The sequence below is a fragment of the Actinomadura sp. NBRC 104425 genome (genome assembly GCF_030269545.1).
GTDB lineage: Bacteria > Actinomycetota > Actinomycetes > Streptosporangiales > Streptosporangiaceae > Spirillospora > Spirillospora keratinilytica.
Genome location: NZ_BSTN01000035.1, coordinates 24696 through 51139, shown reverse-complemented (window position 1 = coordinate 51139; position 26444 = coordinate 24696). Strand labels below are relative to the sequence as shown.

General features: G+C 74.5%; 22 protein-coding genes. 14 read left to right on the top strand and 8 right to left on the bottom strand.

Features of this window, described 5'->3' with window-relative positions:
- Positions 1–75 precede the first annotated feature (75 nt).
- Together icmF and QSK22_RS30705 are read left to right on the top strand one after the other, a co-directional pair.
- On the top strand, positions 76–3282 hold the full coding sequence (icmF, locus tag QSK22_RS30710) for a fused isobutyryl-CoA mutase/GTPase IcmF (protein WP_285497964.1): 3207 nt from the start codon (positions 76–78) through the stop codon (positions 3280–3282).
- A 10-nt stretch (positions 3283–3292) separates the two neighbouring features.
- Positions 3293–4084 carry a helical backbone metal receptor gene (locus QSK22_RS30705; protein ID WP_285497963.1) on the top strand — a complete coding sequence of 264 codons (792 nt, stop codon included), beginning with the start codon at positions 3293–3295 and terminating at the stop codon, positions 4082–4084.
- Positions 4085–4516: 432 nt separating this feature from the next.
- On the opposite strand, the gene QSK22_RS30700 is transcribed toward QSK22_RS30705, so the two are convergent.
- Positions 4517–4873, bottom strand: coding sequence for a DUF3099 domain-containing protein (locus QSK22_RS30700; RefSeq protein ID WP_285497962.1), 357 nt, complete (start codon positions 4871–4873; stop codon positions 4517–4519).
- A 38-nt stretch (positions 4874–4911) separates the two neighbouring features.
- Between QSK22_RS30700 and QSK22_RS30695 the strand changes: the two genes are divergently transcribed.
- Entirely contained in the window at positions 4912–5124 is a 213-nt protein-coding gene (locus QSK22_RS30695; RefSeq protein ID WP_285497961.1) for a dodecin, read from the top strand.
- Between the two features lie 150 nt (positions 5125–5274).
- Here the strand turns inward: QSK22_RS30695 and QSK22_RS30690 are convergent, their stop codons facing one another.
- Both QSK22_RS30690 and QSK22_RS30685 read right to left on the bottom strand, forming a co-directional pair.
- A complete protein-coding gene (locus tag QSK22_RS30690; RefSeq protein ID WP_285497974.1) occupies positions 5275–6657 on the bottom strand; it encodes a metallopeptidase TldD-related protein in 1383 nt (460 codons plus the stop codon).
- Positions 6658–6662: 5 nt separating this feature from the next.
- The gene (locus tag QSK22_RS30685; protein WP_285497960.1) at positions 6663–8162 is read right to left on the bottom strand and encodes a TldD/PmbA family protein; all 1500 of its coding nucleotides are present in this window, start codon (positions 8160–8162) and stop codon (positions 6663–6665) included.
- Between the two features lie 178 nt (positions 8163–8340).
- Here QSK22_RS30685 and QSK22_RS30680 point away from each other — a divergent pair, with 178 nt between their 5' ends.
- Together QSK22_RS30680 and fabI are read left to right on the top strand one after the other, a co-directional pair.
- Positions 8341–9045, top strand: coding sequence for a beta-ketoacyl-ACP reductase (locus QSK22_RS30680; RefSeq protein WP_285497959.1), 705 nt, complete (start codon positions 8341–8343; stop codon positions 9043–9045).
- Between the two features lie 6 nt (positions 9046–9051).
- Positions 9052–9855, top strand: coding sequence for an enoyl-ACP reductase FabI (gene fabI / locus QSK22_RS30675; RefSeq protein WP_285497958.1), 804 nt, complete (start codon positions 9052–9054; stop codon positions 9853–9855).
- Between the two features lie 313 nt (positions 9856–10168).
- Here the strand turns inward: fabI and QSK22_RS30670 are convergent, their stop codons facing one another.
- Together QSK22_RS30670 and QSK22_RS30665 are read right to left on the bottom strand one after the other, a co-directional pair.
- The gene (locus QSK22_RS30670) at positions 10169–11926 is read right to left on the bottom strand and encodes a helix-hairpin-helix domain-containing protein (protein WP_285497957.1); all 1758 of its coding nucleotides are present in this window, start codon (positions 11924–11926) and stop codon (positions 10169–10171) included.
- A 142-nt stretch (positions 11927–12068) separates the two neighbouring features.
- Complete coding sequence (locus tag QSK22_RS30665; RefSeq protein WP_285497956.1) at positions 12069–13022, bottom strand: aldo/keto reductase; 954 nt, start codon at positions 13020–13022, stop codon at positions 12069–12071.
- Between the two features lie 172 nt (positions 13023–13194).
- Between QSK22_RS30665 and QSK22_RS30660 the strand changes: the two genes are divergently transcribed.
- The 8 genes from QSK22_RS30660 (at position 13195) to mshC (ending at position 20316) form a co-directional block, all read left to right on the top strand.
- Entirely contained in the window at positions 13195–14010 is an 816-nt protein-coding gene (locus QSK22_RS30660; protein WP_285497955.1) for an undecaprenyl-diphosphate phosphatase, read from the top strand.
- A gap of 82 nt (positions 14011–14092) precedes the next feature.
- Positions 14093–14719 carry a hypothetical protein gene (locus tag QSK22_RS30655; protein WP_285497954.1) on the top strand — a complete coding sequence of 209 codons (627 nt, stop codon included), beginning with the start codon at positions 14093–14095 and terminating at the stop codon, positions 14717–14719.
- 36 nt (positions 14720–14755) lie between these two features.
- Entirely contained in the window at positions 14756–15475 is a 720-nt protein-coding gene (locus tag QSK22_RS30650; protein WP_285497953.1) for a histidine phosphatase family protein, read from the top strand.
- Positions 15476–15485: 10 nt separating this feature from the next.
- Complete coding sequence (locus QSK22_RS30645) at positions 15486–16037, top strand: DUF3090 domain-containing protein (protein ID WP_285497952.1); 552 nt, start codon at positions 15486–15488, stop codon at positions 16035–16037.
- A gap of 205 nt (positions 16038–16242) precedes the next feature.
- Positions 16243–17016, top strand: a complete 774-nt coding sequence (locus QSK22_RS30640; RefSeq protein WP_285497951.1) for an SCO1664 family protein — start codon at positions 16243–16245, stop codon at positions 17014–17016.
- 69 nt (positions 17017–17085) lie between these two features.
- Positions 17086–17856, top strand: coding sequence for an NRDE family protein (locus QSK22_RS30635; RefSeq protein ID WP_285497950.1), 771 nt, complete (start codon positions 17086–17088; stop codon positions 17854–17856).
- A gap of 207 nt (positions 17857–18063) precedes the next feature.
- On the top strand, positions 18064–18993 hold the full coding sequence (locus QSK22_RS30630) for an ABC transporter permease (RefSeq protein ID WP_285497949.1): 930 nt from the start codon (positions 18064–18066) through the stop codon (positions 18991–18993).
- Between the two features lie 69 nt (positions 18994–19062).
- Positions 19063–20316 (top strand): cysteine--1-D-myo-inosityl 2-amino-2-deoxy-alpha-D-glucopyranoside ligase, encoded by a 1254-nt coding sequence (gene mshC, locus QSK22_RS30625; protein WP_285497948.1) that lies wholly within the window; start codon positions 19063–19065, stop codon positions 20314–20316.
- Positions 20317–20362: 46 nt separating this feature from the next.
- On the opposite strand, the gene QSK22_RS30620 is transcribed toward mshC, so the two are convergent.
- The 3 genes from QSK22_RS30620 to QSK22_RS30610 form a co-directional block, all read right to left on the bottom strand.
- The gene (locus QSK22_RS30620) at positions 20363–20965 is read right to left on the bottom strand and encodes a TrmH family RNA methyltransferase (RefSeq protein WP_285497947.1); all 603 of its coding nucleotides are present in this window, start codon (positions 20963–20965) and stop codon (positions 20363–20365) included.
- A gap of 239 nt (positions 20966–21204) precedes the next feature.
- Positions 21205–22047 carry a PAC2 family protein gene (locus QSK22_RS30615; RefSeq protein WP_285497946.1) on the bottom strand — a complete coding sequence of 281 codons (843 nt, stop codon included), beginning with the start codon at positions 22045–22047 and terminating at the stop codon, positions 21205–21207.
- A gap of 212 nt (positions 22048–22259) precedes the next feature.
- Positions 22260–22721 (bottom strand): universal stress protein, encoded by a 462-nt coding sequence (locus tag QSK22_RS30610; protein WP_285497945.1) that lies wholly within the window; start codon positions 22719–22721, stop codon positions 22260–22262.
- Positions 22722–22894: 173 nt separating this feature from the next.
- On the opposite strand from QSK22_RS30610, the gene metH reads away from it, so the two are divergent.
- Positions 22895–26374 carry a methionine synthase gene (metH, locus tag QSK22_RS30605; protein ID WP_285497943.1) on the top strand — a complete coding sequence of 1160 codons (3480 nt, stop codon included), beginning with the start codon at positions 22895–22897 and terminating at the stop codon, positions 26372–26374.
- Positions 26375–26444: the final 70 nt, after the last annotated feature.

The window sequence follows — 26444 nt, the reverse complement described above, 5'->3', positions numbered from 1 at the left end:
GGAGAGCGGTCCGCAGACCCGGTTCACCACGGGTCGAGTCCGCAGACCGAGTCCGCAGATCATGCGAGGTGGTTCATGCACGTCCCGGCGCGCCCGGTGCGGTTCGTGACGGCGGCGGCCCTGTTCGACGGGCACGACGCGGCGATCAACATCATGCGGCGGATCCTGCAGTCGCAGGGGGCCGAGGTGATCCACCTGGGGCACGACCGCTCCGTGCGCGAGGTGGTGGACGCGGTCCTGGAGGAGGACGCCCACGGCGTGGCCATCAGCTCCTACCAGGGCGGCCACGTGGAGTACTTCGAGTACCTGGCGCGGCTGCTGCGCGAGTCCGGCGCCGGCCACGTGAAGATCTTCGGCGGCGGGGGCGGCGTGATCGTCCCGGACGAGATCGCCCGGCTGGCCCGCTCCGGCGTGCGCATCTACTCCCCGCAGGACGGCCAGCGGCTCGGCCTGCCCGGAATGATCAACGAGCTGATCCGCGACTGCGACGCCGAACTGCCGCCCGAACCGGTGGAGGGCGTGCTGGCGGGGGAGCGGCGCGCCCTGGCCCGCGCCATCACCTGCCTGCAGGAAGGGCGGCTGCCCGACCGCGACCGCGAGGTCATCACCGAGGCCGCGTCCCGCCGCGCCGTCCCCGTCCTCGGCATCACCGGCACCGGCGGCTCCGGCAAGTCCTCCCTCACCGACGAGCTGGTGCGCCGGTTGCGCGTCGACCAGCAGGACAAGCTGCGCGTGGCGGTGCTGGCGGTCGACCCGACCCGGCGCCGCGGCGGCGGCGCGCTGCTCGGCGACCGCATCCGGATGAACTCCCTGGACGGCGACCATGTGTTCTTCCGCTCGCTGGCCACCCGCGGCGCCCGCGAGCTGCCCGACCGCATCGACGACATCGTCGCCGCCTGCCGCGCCGCCGGATACGACCTGGTCATCCTGGAGACCCCCGGCATCGGGCAGGGCGACGCCGCGGTCGTCCCGCTGGCCGACGTCGCCCTGTACGTGATGACGCCCGAGTTCGGCGCCGCGTCCCAGCTGGAGAAGATCGACATGCTGGACTTCGCCGACGTGGTGGCGATCAACAAGTTCGAGCGGCGCGGCGCCGCCGACGCCCTCCGCGACGTGTCCCGCCAGCTGCTGCGCAACCGCGAGGCGTTCGGCTCGCGGCCCGAGGACATGCCGGTGTTCGGCACCAGCGCCGCCACCTTCAACGACGACGGCGTCACCGCCCTCTACCAGCACCTGACCGGGCTGCTGGCCGAGCGCGGCCTGCACCTGGAACCCGGCACCCTGCCCAGGGTCGACACCCGCGTCTCCACCCGCACCGCGCAGATCATCCCGCCCGCCCGCGCCGGCTACCTCGCCGAGATCGCCCGCACCGTCCGCGGCTACCACGCCGAGACGGCCCGCCAGGTCGAGGCCGTGCGGCGGGTGCAGCGCCTGGCGGCCGTACGCGAGGAGCTGACCGGCGCCGCCGCCGACGAGGTCGGCCGGCTGCTGGACGAGGCCCGCCGCGCCGTCTCGGCCGACAGCGCCGCGCTGATCGAGCAGTGGCCGCGGGTCGTGGAGGCCTACTCCGGCGAGGAGCAGGTCGTCCGCGTCCGCGACCGGGAGCTGCGGACCAAGCTCACCCGCGAAAGCCTGTCGGGCACCCGCATCCCGCGCGTCGCGCTGCCCCGCTACCAGGACCACGGCGAGCTGCTGCGGTTCCTGCGCGCGGAGAACCTGCCCGGCCGGTTCCCCTTCACCGCCGGGGTGTTCCCCTTCAAACGCGACAACGAGGACCCGGCGCGCATGTTCGCCGGCGAGGGCGACCCGTTCCGCACCAACCGCCGCTTCAAGCTGCTGTCGGAGGGCCAGCCCGCCACCCGCCTGTCCACCGCGTTCGACTCGGTGACGCTGTACGGGCGCGACCCGGGCGAACGCCCCGACGTCTACGGCAAGGTCGGCACCTCCGGCGTCTCCATCGCCACGCTGGACGACATGAAGGCGCTCTACGACGGCTTCGACCTGTGCGCGCCGACCACCTCGGTGTCGATGACGATCAACGGCCCGGCGCCCACCATCCTGGCGTTCTTCCTCAACACCGCGATCGACCAGGGCCTGGACGCCTTCCGCGCCGAGCACGGCCGCGAACCCACCGAGCAGGAGGCCGCCGACGTCCGGGCGCGGGTGCTGTCCACGGTGCGCGGCACCGTGCAGGCCGACATCCTCAAGGAGGACCAGGGGCAGAACACCTGCATCTTCTCCACCGAGTTCTCCCTGCGGATGATGGCCGACATCCAGGAATGGTTCATCGCCAACAACGTCCGCAACTTCTACTCGGTGTCCATTTCCGGGTACCACATCGCCGAGGCCGGCGCGAACCCGATCAGCCAGCTGGCGTTCACGCTGGCCAACGGGTTCACCTACGTCGAGTCCTATTTGGCGCGCGGCATGGACGTCGACGACTTCGCGCCCAACCTGTCGTTCTTCTTCTCCAACGGCATGGACCCCGAATACAGCGTCATCGGACGGGTCGCCCGCCGCATCTGGGCGATCGCCATGCGCGAGCGGTACGGCGCCGGCGAACGCGGCCAGAAGCTGAAGTACCACGTCCAGACGTCGGGCCGGTCCCTGCACGCCCAGGAGATGAACTTCAACGACATCCGCACGACGCTGCAGGCCCTCATCGCCATTTACGACAACTGCAACAGCCTGCACACCAACGCCTACGACGAGGCCGTCACCACGCCCACCGCCGAGTCGGTGCGCCGCGCCCTGGCCATCCAGCTCATCATCAACCGGGAGTGGGGCCTGGCGATGAACGAGAACCCGCTGCAGGGCTCGTTCATCATCGAGGAGCTGACCGACCTGGTCGAGGAGGCGGTGCTCGCCGAGTTCGAGCGGATCAGCGAGCGCGGCGGGGTGCTGGGCGCCATGGAGACCGGCTACCAGCGCGGCCGCATCCAGGACGAGTCGATGCTGTACGAGCAGCGCAAGCACGACGGCTCCCTGCCGATCATCGGCGTCAACACCTTCCGCAACCCCGACGGCGACGACGCGGCGGACGGGCCGCTGGAGCTGGCCCGCGCCACCGAGGAGGAGAAGCGGTCGCAGCTGGAGCGCGTCCGCGCCTTCACAGAGCGCCACCGCGAGGAGGCGCCGGCCGCCCTGGAGGCGCTGAAGGAGGCGGCCCGGTCCGGGGAGAACGTGTTCGCGGTGCTGATGGACGCGGCGCGGGTGTGCACCCTCCAGCAGATCACCGAGGCGTTCTTCGAGGTCGGGGGCCAGTACCGGCGCAACGTGTGACGGCCGTGCGATGACCGCCCCGCCCTCCGCCGCCCCGCTGGACGACACCGGCGCGCCCGTGCCCGTCCCGGACCGGGTGCGCCGGGTGGTGTCGCTGGTGCCGTCGCTGACCGAGACGGTCGCGGTGACGGCGCCCGGCCTGCTGGTCGGCGCCACCGACTGGTGCACCCGCCCGCCCGGCCTGGACGTCGCGCGGGTGCGCGGCACCAAGAACCCCGACCTGGAGCGCATCGCCGCGCTGCGCCCCGACGTCGTGCTCGGCAACGCCGAGGAGAACCGCCCCGCCGATGTCGCGGCGCTGCGCGCGGCCGGGATCGCGGTGTGGATGACCGACATCCGCACCGTCGACCAGGCCCTGGCCTCGCTGCGCCGCATGCTCGCCGAGGCCTGCCGCGTGCCCGTCCCGCCCTGGCTGGACCAGGCCGCCCGCGCGTGGGCTTCGCCGCCCGTCCCGCCGCGCCGCCGCAGAGCGGTCGTCCCGGTGTGGCGGCGGCCGTGGATGATCGTCGGCCGCGACACCTTCACCGGGGACGTGCTGGCGCGGCTCGGCGTGGACAACGTCTACGCCGGCCATCCCGACCGCTACCCGAAGATCGGCCTGGACGAGCTGACCGCCGCCGGCGCCGACCTGGTGGTGCTGCCGGACGAGCCGTACCGCTTCACCGCCGACGACGGTCCCGAGTGCTTCCCCGGTGTCGACGTCGCCCTGGTCGACGGCCGGTACCTCACCTGGTACGGCCCGTCGCTGGTGGACGCGCCGCGCGTGCTGGCCGCCCAGCTCGCCGCCGTCCTGCGCCGCTGACCCCGGGACGGCCCCGCACGGCCGTGTGCGCGCCCGTGAGGGCCCGGCGGGCGCCTCCGGCAAGATCGGTTGGGGGTGCGGTCGGCGGAGGCTCCACGGCGTTCTGAGCGCGGTTGCGCGCGGACGCCCCGCGGAGGCGCGGCGGGGCCGCTCGGAACGAGGCGCCGCAACGTGTTGGCCGGGTCCGGTCAGCGGCGGGAACCGCGCGGCCTCAGCGTCCGTCTGTCTCAGTGAACGCGCTGGAACGGGGGAGCGGAGCCAAGGCTCCGCAAAGAGAAAGCGACGCCGGGTGGATACGGGGGCAATCCACCCGGCGTCGCATCATCGGTGTTCCGACGGGGGCCCGGAACACCGGCACGGGCGCTCCGACGGGGGACCAGAGCGCCGAGACAAATCGTACACCGAACCCCCCCGCCCTTAGTCAAGAGAAAGTCACGACCCGATTTCCGGACCATGTCCGGAAATCGCCTTCCGGTCCGTGCTTTCGTCGGTGAAGCTGGCGGTCGGCTGCGGTTCGCGCCCGCCGTTGGCGAAGATCACGCTGATGTACGGCAGGAACAGCGCGCCCAGCACCAGCAGGACCACCAGCCACAGCGGCGCGCCGAGCATCGCGGCGGCCACCGCCCCCACGAAGCAGGCCGTCCGGATCCCCATCGAGATCAGGTAGCGGCGCTGCCGGTAGCCGATGTCCTCCGACATCGGCTTGGGAGCGTCGGTCACCGTGTAGACCGCATCGCGCTTGCGGGGAATGACCTTCACATTTTCACGGTACGCCCGTAGGAGCAGCACGGCGACATCAGGGGGATTCACGGGGGAAGGAGACCCAGATGAGCGACCACACCTACCGGGTGACCGAGATCGTCGGCAGCTCGCCGGAGTCCGTCGACGCCGCGATCCGCAACGCCATCGCCCGCGCCGCGCAGACCCTGCGCCACCTGGACTGGTTCGAGGTCACCGAGATCCGCGGCGACCTCGAGGACGGCCGGATCGCGCACTACCAGGTGGGGCTCAAGGTGGGCTTCAGACTGGAGGACGCCTGACCGCGCGCCGGCGCGGCGCGCGGTCACACGACGCGCCGCAGCCGGGAGCGCCTCCCCCGCGGCGGGGGAGGCGCTCCCGGCAGCCGCGCCCCGGCTGTGACGGCCTGCCGCGACGTACTGTGACGACGTACTGTGACGACGTCCTGTCGGCTACGTCGCCTGGCTGACGGTGGACATGTGGAAATCGCCCACCCGCAGCGGCGGCATGGCGGCCCGGGTGAAGTAGTCCGACCACTCCCGCGGCAGCGTGGGCGCCGTGGCGCCGACCTCGGTCAGCCGCGACAGCAGGTCCACCGGGCTCTCGTTGAACCGGAAGTTGTTGACCGCACCGACGACCTCGCCGTCCTCGACGAGGTACACGCCGTCGCGGGTGAGGCCGGTGAGCAGCAGCCGCTGCGGGTCCACCTCGCGGATGTACCACAGGCAGGTCAGCAGCAGGCCGCGCTCGGTGCGCGCCACCATGTCCTCCAGCGACGCCCCGCCGTCCCGGCCCCCGCTCATGATCAGGTTGTCGATGCCGGGGGTGAGCGGCAGACCGGTGCGCTCGGCGGACCGGCGGGTCTGGGTGAGCGCGGTGAGCGTGCCGTCGGCGATCCAGTCGGTGGCCGACAGCGCCAGCCCGTTGTCGAACACCGACGCCTCGCGGCTGGAGGCGCGCGCGATGACGAACGGCGCGCACTCCAGGCCCGGCGCGGCCGGGTCGCTGGACAGCCGCACCGGCAGGCTCGCCAGCTTCTCCCCGACGCGGGTGCCGCCGCCGGGCGCGCTGAACACGGTCCGGCCGTCGTGGGCGTCCTGCGCCCCCGCCGACCAGTACAGGTAGATCATCAGGTCGGCGACCGCGCTGGGCGGCAGGATGGTCTCGTAGCGGCCCGCGGGCAGCTCGACGCGGCGGGCGCCCCAGTCCAGCCGGCGCGCCAGGCCGGCGGCGACCCCGGGCACGTCCACGTCGGTGAAGTCGCGGGTGGCCGCGCCCGCCCACGCCGAGCCGCCGCGGTCGTCCTTGGCGTTCAGCTCCAGCAGCCCGGCGGGCTGGTCGTGCCGCAGCCTCAGCCCCGCCGAGGTGCCGAGGAACGTCGAGGTCACCATGTGGTTGGCGAACCCGTACAGGCGGCGCCCGGCGGCCTCGGCGGCGGCGAACGCCTCGCCGAGCGCGGGCGCGACGCCGGCGAACACGCCGATGCCGGTCTCGGCCGGGTCGTCGTCCCAGCCGGCGGCGGGCGCGGTGCCGCCCACCAGCGGCGCGGCGTCCTCGGCGGGCTCGTTCTCGGCGGCGACGGCCTCGGCGGCGCGCACCAGCTCCGCCACGTCGCCCGCGGCGACGGCGGCCCGCGACACCACGCCGGCGGCGACGCCCGCGCCGGTGCGGCGCAGCGCGATCACGGTCAGCCGGTTGGAGCGGGTCACGCCGTTGGTGGTCAGCGTGTTGCCCGCCCAGCGCAGGTTGGCGGTGCTGGACTCGTCGGCGATGACCACGCAGTCGTCGGCGCGCGACAGCTCGAGCGCCCGCTCGACGGCCTCCTGCGGCCTCATCGTGCTCACTGCCCGGCCTCCTTGCGCGCGTTGAGGATGTTGACCCCGCGGAACAGCGCCGACGGGCAGCCGTGGCTGACCGGGGCGATCTGCCCGGGCTGGCCCTTGCCGCAGTTGAACGCGCCGCCCAGCACGTAGGTGCCGGGCCCGCCGACGGCCTCCATGGAGTTCCAGAAGTCGGTGGTGGTGGCCTGGTAGGCGACGTCGCGCAGCTGCCCGGCCAGCCGCCCCTTCTCGATGCGGTAGAACCGCTGCCCGGTGAACTGGAAGTTGTACCGCTGCATGTCGATCGACCAGCTCTTGTCGCCGACGATGTAGATCCCCCGGTCCACGCCGGAGATCAGCTCCTCGGTGGACGGGCCGTCCGGCGCGGGCCGCAGCGACACGTTCGCCATCCGCTGCAGCGGCATGCTGGCGGACGAATCGGCGAACGCGCAGCCGTTGGAGCGTTCGGCGCCGGTGAGGCGGGCGATGCGCCGGTCCGTCTGGTAGCCGGTGAACACGCCCTCGGTGATGATGTCGAACGACTGGGTCTGCACACCCTCGTCGTCGTAGCCGATGGTGGCCAGGCCGTGCTCGGCGGTGCGGTCGCCGGTGACGTTCATGACGGGCGACCCGTAGCGCAGCCGGCCGAGCTTGTCGGGGGTGGCGAAGGAGGTGCCCGCGTAGGCGGCCTCGTAGCCCAGGGCGCGGTCGAGCTCGGTGGCGTGCCCGATCGACTCGTGGATGGTGAGCCACAGGTTGGACGGGTCGATCACCACGTCGTAGGCGCCCGGGTCCACCGACGGCGCCGCCAGCTTCTCGGCCAGCAGCTCCGGCAGCCGCGCCAGCTCGCCGTCCCAGTCCCAGTGCGGGCCGGTCAGCCACTCCCAGCCGTACCCGGCGGGCGGCGCCAGCGTGCGCATGGTGTCGAACGCGCCGTCGGCGATGCCCACCGCGTTGACCACCGGGTGCAGCCGCACGCGCTGCTGGGTGGTGACGGTCCCGGCCAGGTCGGCGAAGAACTTGTTCTCCTTGACCTGCAGCAGCGTGGCGTCGACGTGCTGCACGCGCGGGTCGTCCAGCAGGCGGCGGCTCCAGTCGGCCAGCAGCGCCGCCTTGTCGGCGGTCGGCACGGCGAACGGGTCCACCTCGTAGGACGACACCCAGGTGCGCTCGCCGTGCACCGGCTCGGGCGCCAGCTCGATGGGCTCGCGGTTGACCGCCGCGGCGACCGCGGCGACCTCCACCGCCTGGGCGGCCACCCGGGCGGCGCCGGCGGTGCTCAGGTCGATGCCGGCGGCGAAGCCCCAGGTGCCGTTCTTGACCACGCGCACCGACAGGCCCAGGTCGTCGGCGTCCAGCGCGGTCTCCAGCGCCGCGTCGTGCAGGCGCAGGGTCTGGCTGCGGATGCGCTCCAGCCGGAAGTCGGCGTGCTCGCAGCCCAGCTCGCGGGCCCGGGTCAGCGCCGCGTCGGCCAGCTCGCGCAGAGGCAGTGCGGTGAAATCGGGATCGATGTCGTGCACCCTCTGCAACCTACCCCTTTCGCCCGCCCGGGCGCCGGGGCCGCGGGGCCGTGCCCGCCGCCCCGGCGGACCGGGGAACAAAGGGCGGGACGCGGATCTTGTGGGGCTCGCACATCCGCGTTACCGGCGGTAGGCCGATACGCTCGGCTCGCTGTGGTGAGTCGATGAAGGGTACGAGATGAGTCGCTCTGTCCTCGTGACCGGCGGGAACCGGGGCATCGGTCTGGCGATCGCGCGGGAGCTGTCGGCCGCGGGCGATGCGGTGGCGGTGACCTACCGGTCGGGCGAGCCGCCCGCGGGCCTGTTCGGCGTGCGCTGCGACGTGACCAGCATGGAGGACGTCGACGCCGCCTTCGGCAAGGTCGAGGCGGAGCAGGGGCCGGTGCAGGTGCTGGTCGCCAACGCGGGCATCACCGACGACACCCTGCTGGCGATCATGAGCGAGGAGTCGTTCACCTCCGTCCTGGACACCAACCTCACCGGCGCGTACCGGGTCGCCAAGCGCGCGGTGAAGGGCATGATGCGCAAGCGCAGCGGCCGGATCGTGCTGGTGTCGTCGGTGGTGGGGCTGCTCGGCTCGGCCGGCCAGTCCAACTACGCCGCCTCCAAGGCGGGCATGGTGGGCTTCGCCCGGTCGCTGGCCCGCGAGCTGGGCTCGCGCAACATCACCGTCAACGTGGTCGCCCCCGGCTTCGTCGACACCGACATGACCGCCGCGCTCAGCGAGGACCAGCAGAACGCGATCAAGAAGGCGATCCCGCTGGGCCGGGTGGCGCAGCCGGAGGAGGTGGCCAAGGCCGTACGGTTCCTGGCCGGCGACGACGCCGCCTACATCACCGGGGCCGTGATCCCGGTGGACGGCGGCCTGGGAATGGGGCACTGACCGATCATGGGCATCCTGGAAGGCAAGCGGATCCTGGTCACCGGCGTCCTCACCGACGCCTCCATCGGCTTCCACGTGGCGCGCGTGGCGCAGGAGGAGGGCGCGCGGGTGGCGCTCACCGCCTACCCGCGTCCCACGCTCACCCAGCGCACCGCCAAGCGGCTGCCGTCGGGGCCGGACGACCCGCCGCCCGTCATCGAGCTGGACGTCACCAGCACCGAGGACCTGGACGCGCTGGCCGGGCGGCTGCGCGAGCACGGGTTCGACCGGCTGGACGGCGTGGTGCACGCCATCGGGTTCGCGCCGCAGAGCGCGCTGGGCGGAACGTTCCTGGACACCCCGTGGGAGGATGTGGCCACCGCGCTGCACGCCTCGACGTACTCGCTGAAGTCGCTGACCATGGCGTGCCTGCCGCTGATGGAGCAGGGCGGGTCGGTGGTCGGCCTGGACTTCGACGCCACCAAGGCCTGGCCGGTGTACGACTGGATGGGCGTGGCCAAGGCGGGCCTGGAGTCGTGCGCGCGCTACCTGGCCAAGTACCTGGGCCCGAAGAACATCCGGGTGAACCTGGTGTCGGCCGGGCCGCTGGCCACGATGGCGGCCAAGAGCATCCCCGGCTTCGGCGGGCTGACCGAGATGTGGCCGCAGGCCGCGCCGCTCGGCTGGGACATCAAGGACAGCGAGCCCACCGCGCGGGCGGTGGTGGCGCTGCTGTCGGACTGGTTCCCGGCCACCACGGGCGAGATCGTGCACGTGGACGGCGGCCTGCACGCCGTCGGCGCCCCCGACCCCGGCCCCGACCTGGACTGACCCGCCCACCCGCCGCCCGCACCCGGGCAAGCGCCCCGACCGCGCGGGCGGCCCGGCGTACGCGGGCGGCCTGATCACGCGGTCCGGGCCTCCCCGGACGGCCCGGTGTACACGGACGGCCTGATCACGCGGTCCGGACTTCTCCCGGGCGGCCTGGTCTCCGCAGGTGGTCCGGCATACGAGGGCGGTCGGCCCTTCCCCGGCGGTCTGACGCGCGGGCGGCGGGGCCGGCGTGCGCGGGGGCGGAGTGCTTCCCTGGGCGGGCGCACGCGTAAACCCCGGCACGGGCGGTTTCCGCCGCCTCCCGGCGCCGCTACCGCACCACCAGCCGCGCCAGCCTGGTGCGCCGCGCGGGGGCGTCCACCTCGCGGACGGCCCTGGCCAGGGCGGGCCCGGCGGCCTGCACGACCGACAGGTGGCGCAGCGCCAGCCCGAACGCGGTGGCCACCATCGGCCGCGACAGGCCCGCCTCCGCCTCGTCGGTGAGGACGGCCACCACGGCGGGGCGGCGGTTCGCGCGGGCCAGCGCAACCGGGGCGGCCCAGCCGTGCCGCAGCCGCGTGCTCAGCGCGGGAGGGACCGTGGCGGCGCCGCCGGTGAACTCCACGTGCAGGCCGTCGGCGTCGGCGCCGGTGACCACGCCCGGCTCGCCCAGCGCGGCCTGCGGCAGCGGCACCGCCACGATGACGCGGTCGCCCGGGTCGAAGCCGCCGAACGCCCCCGGCCCGGGGTTGAGGCGGCTCTTGAGGGCGGCGTTGAGGGCCGCGGCGCCCGCCTGCCCGCCCGCGGCGGCCGCGACGACCTGGACGTCCCCGGCGGGGATGCCGAGCGCCCGCGGGATCGAGTCGGTGACGAGCTGGACCGCGCGGTGCACCGCCTCGGCGCCGGACGCGGCGGGCACGACCACGACCTCCAGGTCGGGCGCGTCCACCGCGATCAGCTCGCCCCCGCGCACGGCGGCCGTCAGCTCCTGCAGCGGACCGGCCCCGGCCCCGGGTTCCAGCGTGACGACCGGCACGGTCTCCGAGGCCTCCAGGTCGTCCAGCGCCCGGCCGGGCCCGGCGGGCGGCAGCGCCCCCGGCTCGCCGCCCAGCACCAGGTGCGCGCCGTCCGGGCACGCCTCGACCAGCACCGCGGTCATCTCCACGTCCAGCGCGGACGCGTCCGGCACCACCACCAGGTCCAGGTCGAGCGGGTTCTGCTCGCCGCGTCCGAACAGCACCGTGCCCGGCGGGGCCGGCGGCGGCGCGGGACGGGCCTCCAGCAGCCGGTGCAGGCCGACGACCGCGCCCTCGGGGAGCGGCTCTGCCGGGGCGGGGCCGCGCGCCAGCGCGGCGGCGGCGTGCTCGGTGGGGGCGACGACGGCCACCCGCAGGCCGTTGCCGGCGGCGACGGAGGCGATGCCGAGGGCCGTGGCCGCCAGGTCTCCGGCCGCGCCGCGCAGCACGCTGACGCCCGTGCGCAGCGCGGCGGTCAGCGCCAGGGACCGGTCCTCGGGCAGGCCCTGCCGCACCGCCTTGATCGTCGGGTCGTCCAGCAGCGGCCCGGCGGTGGCGGCCAGCCGCTGGAAGCCCTCGGCGGCGGCCTCCTCGGCCAGCGCCCACCGCGCCACGCCGAGCGACTCCTCCGGCTCGGGCGGCTCCTCCTCCAGCGCCTCCGGCGAGTCCTCGTCGAACTCCGGCTCCTCGACCAGCAGCACCGCCTCGCCGGTGTCCAGCGCCCCGTCGACCGCCTGCCGCGCGTCCGGCACCCGCTGCGCGGCCAGCGCCGCCGCCACGTCCGCGACGGGGGTGGCGGTGTGGCCCTGCCGGGCGGCCTCGGTCAGCAGGTGCAGCACCAGCGCGCGCCCCCGCCGGGGGTCGTCGGGACGCGCCTGGTCGCCCAGCAGCCGCCGGGCGAAGTGGTCGGCCTGCCGCGGCAGCACGCCCGGCACGCGCAGCAGCTGCCAGGGGTCGGCGCGCAGCCGCCCCGCCGCGTCGGCGCCGAGCCGCGCGGCGGCGCGCGGCACCAGCGCGGCGGGCACGCCGGTCGCCTCGAACAGCTGGGCCAGGTCGGGCGCGGAGTCGGTCACGTGCCTCCCGTCAGTGCTGCCCGCCCGGGCGCGGTCCGCCGCCCGGGCTCGTCGGATCCCGGTCCCGAGGGTGCCATACGCGGCCGCCCGGGTCAGGGCGCCATGCGCCGCAAAGGCCGCGCGCCCGGGGCGCGCGCACAGGTCACGGGTGGGGCGCCGACATGTCGGACACGTCGTCCAACGCGTCCCGGATCTCCTGCGGCAGCGTCAGCTTGTCGCTGCGCAGCACCTGCCCCAGCTGCGCCGACGTGCGCGCCCCCACGATCGGCGCGGCCACCCCGGGACGGTCGCGCACCCAGGCCAGCGCCACGTCCAGCGGCGACACGCCCAGCCCCTCGGCGGCCGTCACCACCGACTCGACGATGCGGGCGCACTCCTCGTCCAGGTACGGCTGCACGAACTCCGAGAAATGCGGCGCGGCCGCCCGCGAACCCGCCGGGATGCCGGTGCGGTACTTGCCGGTGAGCACCCCGCGGCCCAGCGGGGAGCAGGGCAGCACGCCCACCCCCGCGTCCAGCGCCGCGGGCAGCAGCTCGCGTTCGATGTCGCGCCGCAGCAGCGAGTACTCCGCCTGCACCGACACGATGGGGGCGCGGCCCGGCCACGCGTTCTGCCATGCCGCCGCCTTGGCCAGCTGCCACCCCGCGTAGTTCGACACCCCCGCGTACCGGGCGCGGCCGCTGGCCACCGCCTCGTCCACCGCCGACAGCGTCTCCTCCAGGGGCGTGGACGGGTCGTACACGTGCAGCTGCCACAGGTCGACGTAGTCGACGTCCAAACGGTCCAGCGACGCGTCCAGGGCGGCCAGCAGATGCCGCCGGGAGCCGTCGTAGCGGCCGTCGGGGCGGATCGCCGCCTTGGTCGCCAGCACGATCGAGTCGCGGTCCACCACGTCGCGCAGCAGGTGCCCGAGGATGCGTTCGCTGGCGCCCTCGCTGTAGACGTCGGCGGTGTCGACCAGGGTGCCCCCGGCGTCCACGAACGCCGTCAGCTGCGCGGCCGCCTCGTCGGGTTCGGTGTCCTGCCCCCAGGTCATGGTGCCCAGGCCCAGCCGGGACACCAGCAGCCCGCTGCGCCCGAGGTGACGCTCTTCCATAGGCGGTCACAGTAGCGGCCCGGCCGGTCGGACCACCGCGCCGGTGGCGGCGCCGCGGGTGTGTCCCGGCGGTGATGCGCCGGCTTCGGAAGGGTGACCGGGGGGCGGCGGCGCGCCGGGCGCGTGTCGCCCGCGGGCCGGGCACGCCCCGCGACCACTAGGCTCACGGATCGTGAACGTCGTGGAAGCGGCCGTCCTCGGCATCGTCCAGGGCCTGACCGAGTTCCTGCCCATCTCCAGCTCGGGGCACATGCTGTTCGTGCCGAAGTTCCTCGGCTGGGAGGACCCCGGATCGGCCTTCAGCGCGGTCATCCAGATCGGCACCATGGCCGCCGTGATCATCTACTTCTGGCGCGACCTGTGGCGCATCCTGCTCACCTGGTCGCGCAGCCTGTGGCGGCCCGAGCTGCGCCGCCACCAGGACGCCCGGATGGGCTGGTACATCGGCCTCGGCACGATCCCGATCGGGGTGTGCGGCCTGGCGTTCGAGGACTTCATCGAGGAGCCCGCCCGCAACCTGTGGATCAACGCCACGTCGCTGATCGTCATGGGCCTGCTGCTGATGGTCGCCGAGTGGTGGGGGACGCGCAAACGCGACGTCGGCGACCTCAACCTGCGCGACGGCCTGATCATCGGAACGTTCCAGGCGCTGGCGCTGATCCCCGGCTCGTCCCGCTCGGGGTCCACCATGACCGGCGCGCTGTTCCTCGGCTACACGCGGGAGGCGGCGGCGCGGTACTCGTTCCTGCTGTCGGTGCCGGCCGTGGTGCTGTCGGGGCTGTTCGAGCTGCGCAAGGCGTTCTCCGGCGACCTGCAGGTGATGCCGACCGCGGTGGCGACGGCGGCGTCGTTCCTCGTCGGCTACGCCTGCATCGCCTGGCTGCTGAAGTTCCTGGGCCGGCACTCGATGATGGTGTTCGTCTACTACCGGGTGGCGCTCGGCGGCGTCATCCTGGGCCTGCTCGCCGCCGGGGCCATCAGCGCCTGACCGCGCTGCGCCCGGCCGGGGCCGATTTTTGTCGCCCGCGTGCGTATCGCCGGGGCCGGTCCCCGGGTTACAGTGCGCGCTCATGGCGACCCCGCCCTTTTCGATGTACTCGCCGCGCACCCCGGCGGACGGCGGTCCGCTGGTGCGCCCCCGGTACGGCGCGGGACGCGCCGACGACCCCGGCTACCTGCGGTCGCTGCGCACCGGCACGGTGCTGGCGCGGCTGCGCGCGGTGATGCTGGTGCTGGCGGTGGCGCAGGTGCTGATCCTGGCGATCTCGCCGCCGCTCGTCCCCGGCGGGCCCGGCCCGCTGCCCGCCCCGTGGACGGTCCCGCCCGTCGCGGCCGCCGTGCTGGTCGCGGCGCTGGCCGGGCCCCGCACGCCGCGTCCGCTGCGCCCCGGCCGCGACCGCGAGGAGGCCGCCGCGGCGGCGCTGCTGCAGTTCCGGCAGGCGATCCTGGTGCGGTTCGCGCTCGCCGACGCCGTCATCATGCTCGGCCTCGCCCTGGCGGTCACCACCCGCGACGAGACGGTGTTCCTGGCGGCGTTCGCGGTGGGCTACCCGCTGCTGCTCGGCCTGGCGCTGCCCACGGCGGGCGGGGTGGAGCGGGTGCGGCGCCGCCTGGAGGCGGGCGGCGCCGAGTCGCACCTGTGGGCCGTGCTGCTGGCGCCCGCGCCCGACCGCCGGCACGTCCCGGCCGCTCGATGATCACACCGGGGCCGCGCATCTCGTAGAGTGCGTGTCGTGACGACGCTGCTGCTGGTCCGCCACGGACTGACCGCGCTGACCGGGCCCGTGCTGGCGGGCTGGACCCCCGGGGTGCGGCTGGACGAGCGCGGCCGCGGGCAGGTGCGGGCGCTGGCCGCGCGGCTGGCGCCGGTGCCGCTGGCGGCGGTGGTGTCCAGCCCCCTGGAGCGGTGCGTGGAGACCGCCGAGGCGATCGCCTCCGGCCGCGCCGAACCCGTCGACAAGGTCGAGGTCGACGAGCGGTTCGGCGAGGTCCGCTACGGCGACTGGACGGGCCGCCCGCTCAAGGAGCTGGCCGAGGAGCCGCTGTGGCGGGTCGTGCAGGCCCATCCCAGCGCGGCCCGCTTCCCCGGCGAGGAGGGCGAGTCGCTGGCGGGCGCCCAGCACCGCGCGGTCGCCGCGGTCCGCGACTGGAACGCCCGGATCGCCGCCGAGCACGGCCCGGACGCCGCGTACGCGGTGTGCAGCCACGGCGACATCATCAAGGCCGTCGTCGCCGACGCCCTCGGCCTGCACCTGGACCAGTTCCAGCGGATCCAGGTCGCGCCCGCGTCGCTCACCGTGATCCGCTACACCGAGCTGCGGCCGTTCGTGGTGCGCCTCAACGACACCGGCGGCGGCGTCGACGACCTGCTGCCCGCGCCCGAGGAGGAGCGGCGGCGGGACCGCGGGCAGGGCCCGGGGAGCAGTGACGCGGCCGTCGGCGGCGGCGCGTAGGGTCGTTGTCATGCCGGTCATCTCCTATGAATTGCCGGACAGGTTCGTCGCCGGCACCGTCGGGCGCCCGGGGGAGCGCTCGTTCTACCTGCAGGCCCGCGAGGGCCGCCGCATCACCAGCGTGGGCTTGGAGAAGTTCCAGGTGACGCTGCTGGCCGAGCGGCTGGAGGAGCTGCTGGACGAGATCCTGCGGCGCAGCGGCGGCACCGCCCCGGTGCCCGCGGTCACTCCCGCCGAGCTGCAGGACGACGGCCCGCTGGACCAGCCGGTCGAGGAGGAGTTCCGGGTCGGCACCATGGCGCTGGCCTGGGACCCCGAGGAGCAACGCGTGATCATCGAGGCGCAGGAGGTCACCGAGTCCGACGAGGAGGAGGCCGAGATCGGCGAGGAGGACCCGGCCATCACCGTGCTGCGCGTGCGGATCACCGCCGCGCAGGCCCGGGCGTTCGCCGAGCGCGCCCTGAAGGTGGTGGCGGCGGGCCGCCCGCCCTGCCCGCTGTGCGGGCTGCCGCTGGACGCGAACGGGCACATCTGCCCCCGCCAGAACGGGCACAAGGCGTGAACGGGTCGTAGGTGTGAACGGGTCGTAGGTGTGAAGGGGCTCAGGGCTGAACGACTGGTACGGGGCGTGAACGGCCGCCGTGCGTGAACCACGGGACGTCCCCGGGCGGCACGCGCCGGGGCGGCACGCGCGCGGCGGCCGGCGGCGGCGCACGTCACCTCCGCCCGTGCTGGATCATGGGCGCGGCGCCCGGGACAATGGACGCATGACGCAGCCCTCCCGGGATCGCAGCCCCGCCGACGACGGTCCCGGCCGCACCGTCTCCCCCCGCGACACCGATCTCGCCGAACGGCTGCTCTCCGAGGGCCGCCTCACCGTGGAGGGACGGCTGGTCCAGGCCTCCAACGCCACGCTGTACTGCTCGGTCGAATGGGAGAACCTCACCGCCGCCTGCGTGTACAAGCCGGTGGCGGGCGAGCGTCCGCTGTGGGACTTCCCGGACGGCACGCTGGCCGGGCGCGAGGTCGCCGCGTACGCGGTGTCGCAGGCGATGGGCTGGAACATCGTGCCGCCCACCGTGCACCGCGACGGCCCGTACGGGCCCGGCATGGTGCAGCTGTGGGTGGAGCCCGACCCCGACGTCGACCTGGTGGCGCTGTCGCGGTCGGACGACCCGGCGGTGCGGCGGGTGGCGGTGTTCGACGCCGTCATCAACAACGCCGACCGCAAGATCGGGCACCTGCTGCCGCCCGGCGACGGCCACGTCTACGGCTGCGACCACGGCGTGTGCTTCTCGGTGGAGTACAAGCTGCGCACGGTGCTGTGGCAGTGGCGCGGCAAACGGCTGACCGACGAGGCGCTGGAGGCGCTCGGCCGGGTCGAGGCGGCGCTGGCCGGTCCGCTGGGCGAGCGCCTGGCCGCCCTGCTGACCGCCGAGGAGGTCGACGCCACCCGCCGCCGCGTCGAGCTGATGCTCAAGCACCGCATCCACCCCTACCCGCCGGAGGACTGGCCCGCCATCCCCTGGCCGCCGCTCTGACCCGCCGCCCGCGGGCGCCGCCCGACCCGCCCCGCCGCCCGTTACGGGTGGAATGCTCCAATGGTGCGCATGTGCACGGCGATCGTGAGTTTCGACCCCTCGTCTCCCGTCCCGGTGCTGCTGGTGGGCGTCCGGGACGAGTTCCTGGCCCGCGCCTGGGAGCCGCCGGGCCGGCACTGGCCGGACCGGCCGGGCCTGGTCGGCGGCCGGGACCGGCGCGCCGGGGGCACCTGGCTCGCGGTCGACCCGGCCGCCGCGCGCGCCGCCACCGTGCTGAACGGCCGCGGCCGCGACGCGCCCGAGGCGGCGCGGCACTCGCGCGGCGAGCTGCCGCTGCGGACGGCGGCCGACGGAAAGCCCGACGGGCTGGACCCGGCCCTTTTCGACCCGTTCCACCTGCTGTGCGCCGAGCCGGACGCGGTGCGGCTGTGGAGCTGGGACGGCGTCGAGCTCGTGGAGCGCGCGCTCGGCCCCGGCCTGCACATGGTGGTCAACAACGGCCTGGAGGGGCGGCACCGCCGCGGCGACGGGCACGCCGACGACGGCGACCGGCACATGGCCGCGCGCCTGGCCCACTTCCGGCCCCGGCTGGCCGCCGCGCCCCGCCCCGAGCCCCGCGACGGGACGGCCGCGCAGGCGTGGGGCGCGTGGCTGGAGATCGCCGAGGGCGCCGGGCTGCCGCGCACCGACCCGCGCGCCCTGCTTCCGCTCGTCGAACTCCCCGGGACGGGCGTGTGGGGCACCACGTCGGTGAGCCTGGTGGCGTTGCGGGCCGACGGCGTCCGCTACGACTTCTCACCCGCCCCCGGCGACCCCGGCGCCTGGACCCGGATCATCTGACCGCGCACCCCGGCCGTGCGGCGCGCTCGGGGCGGCGCGCTCGGGGCGGCGCGGTCGGGGCGGCGCGGTCGGGGCGGCGCGGTCGGGGCGGCGCGGTCGGGGCGGCGCGGTCGGGGCGGCGCGGTCGGGGCGGCGCGGCCCCGGGCGCCCACGTTCGGTGCTACCTTCGTTACCCGTCGCGACCGCGCGGAAAGGTGGGGCCGCCGGATGGGAGCGTTCGTCGTCCGCAGGCTGCTGCACGCGGTCGTGGTGCTGTGGCTGGTGTCCACGCTGGTGTTCGCGCTGCTGCACCTGTCGCCGGTGCCGGTGGAGCAGGTCATCGGCGGCCCCCGCGCCACCGCCGACACCCTCGCCCAGATCCGCCGCAGCCTCGGCCTGGACCGCCCGCTGGCGGTGCAGTACGCCCATTTCCTGCTGCGGCTGGCGCGCGGCGACCTCGGCGACTCCTACGTCACCGGCGTGCCGGTGGCGCGGCTGATCGCCGAGCGGCTCCCCACGACGCTGTGGCTGGTGCTGGGCGCGGGCGCGCTGTGGCTGGCGGGCGGCATGGCGGCCGGGGTGCTCGGCGCGGCCCGCCCCCGCGGCGTGTGGGACCGGTTGACGACGGTGCTGGTGCTGGTCGGGCTGTCGGCGCCGCCGTTCGTGCTGGCGCTGGTGCTGCTGCAGGCGCTGGCGGGCGGCACCGGGTTCTTCGAGGCGGGGCCGCCGCTGCAGGAGCACTTCTGGCGCCGCATGGTCCTGCCGTGGTGCGCGCTGGCGATGCTGATGGCCGCCGCCTGCGCCCGGCTCACCCGCGGCGCCCTGCTGGACGTGCTCGGCGAGGACTACGTCCGCACCGCCCGCGCCAAGGGGCTGCCGGAGCGGCGGGTGCTGGTGCGGCACGGGCTGCGCGCGGCGCTGCCGCCGGTCGTCACCCAGTTCGGCGCGGACGCGGGGGCGCTGGTCGGGTCCACCGTCGTCACCGAGAAGGTGTTCGGGCTGCAGGGCGTCGGGCAGCTGGTGCAGCAGTCCATCGTCTCCGGCGACGCCCCCGTGGTCATCGGGGTGACGCTGCTGGTCACCGTCTGCGTGATCGCCACCGGGCTGGCCGCGGACCTGGTGCATTCCGCGCTGGACCCGCGCATCCGGCTGCCGTGACCCCACCTGCGGACAATCCGGATGATGTTGCCGTAAAACCGTAGACGGGGCCTGGATAAGCTTGCCGGTATGCGATCGTGGCCCGCACCCGAGGTTCCCCACCTGCCCGCCGCCGGTCTTCCCCCCGCCGCGTCCCCGCTGCGCCTGCACGACACGGGATCGGGACGGGCACGGGCCACCGGCCCCGGCGCCACCGCCCGGATGTACGTGTGCGGCATCACCCCCTATGACGCCACCCATCTCGGGCACGCCGCCACCTACCTGGCCTTCGATCTGGTCAACCGGGTCTGGCGCGACCTCGGCCACCAGGTCCGCTACGTCCAGAACGCCACCGACGTCGACGACCCGCTGTTGGAACGTGCCCGCCAGACCGGCCAGGACTGGCGCGAGCTGGCCGACCGGGAGATCCAGCTGTTCCGCGACGACATGGCGGCGCTGCGGATCCTGCCGCCCGACCACTACGTCGGCGCCGTGGAGGCCATCCCGCTGATCACGGAGATGGTGGAGAAGCTGCGCGCCAAGGACGCCGTCTACGAGCTGGACGGCGACCTGTACTTCCCCGTCGACGCCGACCCCGACTTCGGCCGGGTCAGCCGGCTGACCCGCGAGCAGATGCTGCCGCTGTTCGCCGAACGCGGCGGCGACCCGGGCCGGGCGGGCAAGAAGGACCCGCTGGACCCGCTGGTGTGGATGGCCCGGCGGCCCGGCGAGCCGTGCTGGGACTCCCCGTTCGGCAAGGGCCGCCCCGGCTGGCACGTGGAGTGCTCGGCGATCTCCGTCGAGTACCTGGGCATGGCGTTCGACGTCGAGGGCGGCGGCTCCGACCTGGCCTTCCCGCACCACGAGATGGGCGCCTCGCACGCCCAGATCGCCACCGGCGAACGCCCGCACGCCCGCGCCTACGTGCACGCCGGCATGGTCGGCCTGGACGGCGAGAAGATGTCCAAGTCGCGGGGGAACCTGGTGTTCGTGTCCGGGCTGCGGCGCGACGGCGCCGACCCGATGGCGGTCCGGCTGGCGCTGCTCGCCCAGCACTACCGCGCCGACTGGGAGTGGGTGCCGGGCCTGCTGGAGGCGGCGACGGCGCGGCTGGAGCGCTGGCGCGCCGCCGTCCGCCTGCCCGCCGGGCCGCCCGCCGCCGGCACCGCCGCCGAGGTCCGCGCCCGCCTGGCCGACGACCTGGACGCCCCCGGTGCGCTGGCGGCCGTCGACCGCTGGGCCGACCGGGCCCTGGCCGACGAGCCGGACGCCCGCGCCGCCGACGCCGAGGCCCCCGCCCGGATCCGCGCGCTCACCGACGCCCTCCTCGGCGTCGCCCTGTGACGCGCCCCGCGCGGCGCCGCGGGGCCGGCCGCCCGGGGTGCGCGGCTCACAGCAGCCCGGCCAGCTTGTAGAGGACGAGGGAGCCCGCGACGGCCACGTTGAGGCTGGCGCCGGTGCCCACCATGGGGATCTCCACGGCCAGGTCCAGCAGGTCCAGCGCCTCGTCCGGTATGCCGTACTGCTCGTGCCCCAGCACCGCCACCGTGCGTCCGCGGGCGGCGGGCAGGTCGGCCAGGCGCACCGCCTCGTCGGCCAGCTCCACGCCCACCACCCGCGTGCCGGCCTCGCGCTGGCGGGCCAGCCAGCCCAGCGGGTCGCCGACCCAGTGCACGCAGGACGGCCTGCGCAGCGTGTTGCCGCGCGCCAGCGCCTCGGGCACCCACCGGTGCCGGGGCACCGCCAGGCAGGCGCCGACGGCGTCGCAGGTCCGCAGCAGGGTTCCCAGGTTGGCGCCGTGCAGCGGCCACAGCGGCGCGGCGATGAGGTGGTCCCAGCAGGAGTGGGCGCGGCTCCTGCGGCGGCGTCTCAGCTCGCGGGGGGACCGGACGCGGATCGCCGGCCGGGCCGCCGCGGAGGCCGCATCGAAGTCCGGGGCGCGGGCGGAAGAGGCCCCGGCGGGACGCGGGCGGCGGCCCGCGCGGCCGCTCACCGGCGGCGGGCGCCTCCGCCCCGGGAAGAATCGGCAGCGTTCATGACGTGGTCCATGTCGTGCGCACTTCGCGGCGTGCGCGGGCCGTCGACGGGACGCCCCCGGCGCGCGGGGGCGCCGTGCGGAACGCGGCTTGCACCGCCGCGCCATGATACGCCCGCCACCCGTCCCGGGCACACCGGCCCGCACCGCGCGGCGCGGGCGGCGGGCGCGGCGCGGGTGACGGCCTGCGCGCCGGATCAGCCGGTCTCGCGGCGGCGTAGGTAGCGCTCGAACTCGCGGGCGATGGCGTCGCCGCTGGCCTCCGGCAGCTCCAGGGCGTCCTTCTGCTCCTCCAGGCTGCGCACGTACTCGGCGACCTCCGAGTCCTCCTCGGCCAGCTCGTTGACGCCGTTCTCCCAGGCCCGCGCCTCCTCGGGCAGCTCGCCCAGGGGGACGGTGACGTCCAGCACGTCCTCCACCCGGCGCAGCAGCGCCAGGGTGGCCTTGGGGGACGGCGGCGAGGCCACGTAGTGCGGCACCGCCGCCCACAGCGACACCGTGCGCAGATCCGCCTTGGCGCACGCGTCCTGCAGGACGCCGAGGATGCCGGTCGGCCCCTCGTACCGGGCCGGCTCCAGGTGGAGGGTGCTCACCAGGCCCGCGTCGGAGGCGGCGCCGGTGACCGGTACCGGCCGGGTGTGCGGGGCGTCGGCCAGCAGCGCCCCGAGCAGGACGACGTTCTTGACCTCCAGCTCCAGCATCAGCCCGACCAGCTCGCGGCAGAACGACCGCCACCGCATGTTGGGCTCGATGCCGTGCACCAGCACCACGTCGCGTCCGGACGGCAGGCGCGCCCAGGACACCCGGGTGGTGGGCCAGGTGATCCCGCGGCTCTCCCCGTCGGCCATCTCGATGAGCGGACGGGTGACCTGGAAGTCGTAGTAGTCGTCCGGGTCCAGCTCGGCGATCGGCACGGCGTCCCAGATCGACTCCAGGTGGCCGATGACGCCGCTGGCGGCCTCTCCGGCGTCGTTCCACCCTTCAAAGGCGGCCACGACGACCGGATCGACGAGTTCGGGCACGCTTTCCAGCTCGACCACGCGCTGCCTCCTTCCGACGACAGGTACAGCGTCACCGAGGGGGCCGTGATTCCCGGGGGGCGGACCCGCTCATGATCGGTGCTGTCAGCCTACGTCCTAGGCGCCTTCTTGCCCCACAGTTGCGGCGCGCCGTTCGCCCCCGGCAGACCCGTGAACTCCCCCACAGGGAGCGGGGTCCGCCGCGGGGGCGCCGTTTGCCGCGCCGTGACGGCTCATTTGCCCTTCTCGGTGGTGTGGACGATGAGCACGTCGCAGGGGGAGCGATGGGACAGGTTCGCCGGAACCGACCCCAGGATGCGGCCGGCGAGGCTGTTGAGGCCCCGGTTGCCGACGACGACCAGGTCGACGGCGCGGTCCCGGGCCAGGCGGGCCAGCACGTCCACCGGGTCGCCCTCCTGGGCGACCTGGTCGATGTCGCGGGCGCCCGCGGCGACGGCGCGTTCGCGGGCGGCGCGCAGCGCGTCGTCGGCGGGCGTGGACCCCTGCACCTTGTAGGCCAGGTCGCCCAGCCGGTCGGCGGCGCTGAGCCGCTCGCGCTCGGGCATGGGGCTGTAGGCGGAGGCGAGCAGCAGCGTGGCGCCGGTGGCGGCGGCCAGCTGCGCGGCCCGGTCCACCGCGCGGAACGAGGAGTCGGAGCCGTCGGTGCCGACGAGGATGGTGCGGTACGCGCTCATGCCGCTCCTTACCGATGAGTAGTTCGCAGGGTGGCACGGTATCGGTCGGGCGCGCAGCGTCACCACCCCCTTCCCGCGCCCTTCCGCCCGCCGTAGGGCGCCGCCGTAGGCGTTGTGCGGATCCGCGACGGCTCCGCAAGATCGTCCGCCGTGCCCGGCTAGGCTGGGGCACCATGAGCACTCCGACACCTCAGTCCCTCCGGCAGGCCCTGCAGCAGCGCGTCGTCGTGGCCGACGGGGGCATGGGGACGATGCTCCAGGAGGCGGCCCCGACCCTGGACGACTTCCAGGGATACGAGGGCTGCAACGAGATCCTGAACGTCACCCGGCCGGACATCGTCCGCTCGATCCACCAGGCCTACTTCGACGCCGGCGTCGACTGCGTCGAGACCAACACCTTCGGCGCCAACCTGGGGAACCTGGGCGAGTACGGCATCACCGAGCGGATCGAGGAGCTGTCGGAGGCCGGCGCCCGCCTGGCCCGCGAGGTCGCCGACGCCGTGTCCACGCCCGACCGGCCCCGCTGGGTGATCGGATCGGTCGGCCCCGGCACCAAGCTGCCCACCCTCGGGCACGTCACGTTCGCCGAGCTGCGCGACGCCTACCAGCGCAACGCCGAGGGCCTGCTGGCCGGCGGCGTGCACGCGATCCTGGTGGAGACCTGCCAGGACCTGCTGCAGGCCAAGGCCGCGCTCATCGGCGCCAAGCGCGCCATCGCCGCCGCCGGCGCCGACACCGTCCTGATCGCGCACGTGACGATCGAGCAGAACGGCGCGATGCTGCTCGGCTCGGAGATCGGCGCCGCGCTGACCGCCCTGGAGCCGCTGGGCCTGGACCTGATCGGCCTGAACTGCGCCACCGGCCCCGCCGAGATGAGCGAGCACCTGCGCTACCTGGCCCGGCACGCCCGCATCGGCCTGTCCTGTATGCCCAACGCGGGCCTGCCCGAGCTGACCGCCGACGGCGCCCGCTACCCCCTCACCCCCGCCGAGCTGGCCGACGCGCACGACGCGTTCACCCGCGACTTCGGGCTGTCGCTGGTCGGCGGCTGCTGCGGCACCACCCCCGAGCACCTGCGGCAGGTGGTCGAGCGGGTCCGCGGCCGCGAGGTCGCCCCGCGCCGGCCCCGCCCCGAGGCGGGCGCCTCGTCGCTGTACCAGCACGTCCCGTTCCGGCAGGACACCTCCTACCTGGCGATCGGGGAGCGCACCAACGCCAACGGCTCCAAGGCGTTCCGCGAGGCCATGCTGGAGGGCCGCTGGGACGACTGCGTCAAGATCGCCCGCGACCAGGCCCGCGACGGCGCCCACATGCTGGACCTGTGCGTCGACTACGTCGGCCGCGACGGCGTCGCCGACATGAAGGAGCTGGCGTCCCGGCTCGCCACCGCCGCCACCCTGCCGATCGTGCTGGACTCCACCGAGGTGCCCGTGCTGACCGCGGGCCTGGAGATGCTCGGCGGCCGCGCCGTGGTCAACTCCGTCAGCTTCGAGGACGGCGACGGGCCCGGCTCCAAGCTCGCCCGGCTCATGCCCGTGGTCAAGGAGCACGGCGCCGCGATCGTGGTGATGTGCATCGACGAGGAGGGCCAGGCCCGCACCGCCGAGTGGAAGGTCCGCGTCGCCACCCGCATGATCGAGGAGCTCACCGGCAAGTGGGGCATGCGGCTCGGCGACATCATCGTCGACTGCCTGACCTTCACCATCGGCACCGGCACCGAGGAGTCCCGCCGCGACGCCGTCGAGACCATCGAGGCGATCCGCGAGCTCAAGCGCCGCTATCCGGAGGTGCAGACCACCCTCGGGGTGTCCAACGTCTCCTTCGGCCTCAACCCCGCCGCCCGCGTGGTGCTCAACTCGGTGTTCCTGAACGAGTGCGTCGACGCCGGCCTGGACTCGGCGATCGTGCACGCCTCCAAGATCCTGCCGATGGCGCGGATCGACGAGGAGCAGCGCAAGGTCGCCCTCGACCTGATCTACGACCGCCGCTCCGAGGGCTACGACCCGCTGCACCGGTTCATGGAGCTGTTCGAGGGCGTCGACACCGCCGCGCTGAAGGCCGGCCGCGCCGCCGAGCTGGCCGCGCTGCCGCTGTGGGAGCGGCTCAAGCGCCGCATCATCGACGGCGAGCTGGACGGTCTGAACGACGACCTGGACGAGGCGCTGCGGCAGCGGCCCGCCCTGGAGATCGTCAACGACGTGCTGCTGGACGGCATGAAGGTCGTCGGCGACCTGTTCGGCTCCGGGCAGATGCAGCTGCCGTTCGTGCTGCAGTCCGCCGAGGTGATGAAGACCGCCGTCGCCTACCTGGAACCGCACATGGAGAAGGTGGAGGGCGAGGGCTCCAAGGGCCGCATCGTGCTGGCCACCGTCAAGGGCGACGTGCACGACATCGGCAAGAACCTGGTCGACATCATCCTGTCCAACAACGGCTACGAGGTGATCAACCTCGGCATCAAGCAGCCGATGTCGGCGATCCTGGAGGCCGCCCGCGAGGAGAACGCCGACGTCATCGGCATGTCCGGGCTGCTGGTCAAGTCGACCGTGGTGATGAAGGAGAACCTGGAGGAGCTCAACGCCCGCGGCCTGGCCGACCGGTGGCCGGTGCTGCTCGGCGGCGCCGCCCTCACCCGCGCCTACGTCGAGCAGGACCTGGCCGAGCTGTTCGACGGCGAGGTCCGCTACGCCCGCGACGCGTTCGAGGGGCTGCGGCTGATGGACGCGTTCATGGCCGTCAAGCGCGGCGAGGAGGGCGCCCAGCTGCCGCCGCTGCGCGAACGCCGGGTCCGCAAGGGCGCCGTCCTGCAGGTCACCGAACCCGAAGACCTGCCCGCCCGGTCGGACGTCGCCACCGACAACAAGGTGCCCGACCCGCCGTTTTGGGGCGACCGCGTCGTCAAGGGCATCCCCCTCGCCGACTACGCCGCCTACCTGGACGAACGCGCCACCTTCATGGGGCAGTGGGGCCTCAAGCCCACCCGCGGCGGCGACGGCCCCGGCTACGAGGAGCTGGTGGAGACCGAGGGGCGGCCCCGGCTGCGCATGTGGCTGGACCGCATCCAGACCGAGGGCCTGATCGAGGCCGCCGTCGTCTACGGCTACTTCCCGGCCGTGTCCGAGGGCGACGACCTGGTCATCCTCGGCGACGACGGCTCCGAACGCGAACGGTTCACCTTCCCGCGGCAGCGCCGCGACCGGCACCTGTGCCTGGCCGACTTCTTCCGCCCGCGCGAGTCCGGCGAGACCGACGTGGCCGCCTTCCAGCTCGTCACCGTCGGGTCGAAGGTCAGCCAGGCCACCGCGGAGCTGTTCGCCAAGAACTCCTACCGCGAGTACCTGGAGCTGCACGGCCTGTCGGTGCAGCTGACCGAGGCGCTGGCCGAGTACTGGCACGCCCGCATCCGCTCCGAGATCGGGTTCGGCGCCGAGGACCCCGACGACCTGGACGACATCCTCAAGGTCGGCTACCGCGGCGCCCGCTACTCCTTCGGCTACCCGGCCTGCCCCGACCTGGAGGACCGCGCCAAGGTGGTGCGGCTGCTGCGGCCCGAACGCGTCGGCGTCACCCTGTCGGAGGAGTACCAGCTGGTGCCCGAGCAGGCCACCGACGCCCTGGTCGTCCACCACCCGGAGGCCAAGTACTTCAACACCTGACCTGCGCCGCACCCCGTGTGACCTGCGCCTGCGCGCTGTGATCTCCGCTACGGGGCGGCCCCGTCCGGGC

Bases quoted from the DNA above. Each gene is read 5' to 3' on its own strand.
- QSK22_RS30645 (WP_285497952.1), top strand. From the start codon at position 15,486: ATGCCGGTCATCTCCTATGAATTGCCGGACAGGTTCGTCGCCGGCACC.
- QSK22_RS30690 (WP_285497974.1), bottom strand. From the start codon at position 6,657: ATGAGGCCGCAGGAGGCCGTCGAGCGGGCGCTCGAGCTGTCGCGCGCC.
- QSK22_RS30695 (WP_285497961.1), top strand. From the start codon at position 4,912: ATGAGCGACCACACCTACCGGGTGACCGAGATCGTCGGCAGCTCGCCG.
- QSK22_RS30630 (WP_285497949.1), top strand. From the start codon at position 18,064: ATGGGAGCGTTCGTCGTCCGCAGGCTGCTGCACGCGGTCGTGGTGCTG.
- QSK22_RS30665 (WP_285497956.1), bottom strand. From the start codon at position 13,022: ATGGAAGAGCGTCACCTCGGGCGCAGCGGGCTGCTGGTGTCCCGGCTG.
- QSK22_RS30640 (WP_285497951.1), top strand. From the start codon at position 16,243: ATGACGCAGCCCTCCCGGGATCGCAGCCCCGCCGACGACGGTCCCGGC.
- QSK22_RS30705 (WP_285497963.1), top strand. From the start codon at position 3,293: ATGACCGCCCCGCCCTCCGCCGCCCCGCTGGACGACACCGGCGCGCCC.
- QSK22_RS30680 (WP_285497959.1), top strand. From the start codon at position 8,341: ATGAGTCGCTCTGTCCTCGTGACCGGCGGGAACCGGGGCATCGGTCTG.
- QSK22_RS30610 (WP_285497945.1), bottom strand. From the start codon at position 22,721: ATGAGCGCGTACCGCACCATCCTCGTCGGCACCGACGGCTCCGACTCC.
- QSK22_RS30635 (WP_285497950.1), top strand. From the start codon at position 17,086: ATGTGCACGGCGATCGTGAGTTTCGACCCCTCGTCTCCCGTCCCGGTG.
- mshC (WP_285497948.1), top strand. From the start codon at position 19,063: ATGCGATCGTGGCCCGCACCCGAGGTTCCCCACCTGCCCGCCGCCGGT.
- icmF (WP_285497964.1), top strand. From the start codon at position 76: ATGCACGTCCCGGCGCGCCCGGTGCGGTTCGTGACGGCGGCGGCCCTG.
- metH (WP_285497943.1), top strand. From the start codon at position 22,895: ATGAGCACTCCGACACCTCAGTCCCTCCGGCAGGCCCTGCAGCAGCGC.
- QSK22_RS30655 (WP_285497954.1), top strand. From the start codon at position 14,093: ATGGCGACCCCGCCCTTTTCGATGTACTCGCCGCGCACCCCGGCGGAC.
- fabI (WP_285497958.1), top strand. From the start codon at position 9,052: ATGGGCATCCTGGAAGGCAAGCGGATCCTGGTCACCGGCGTCCTCACC.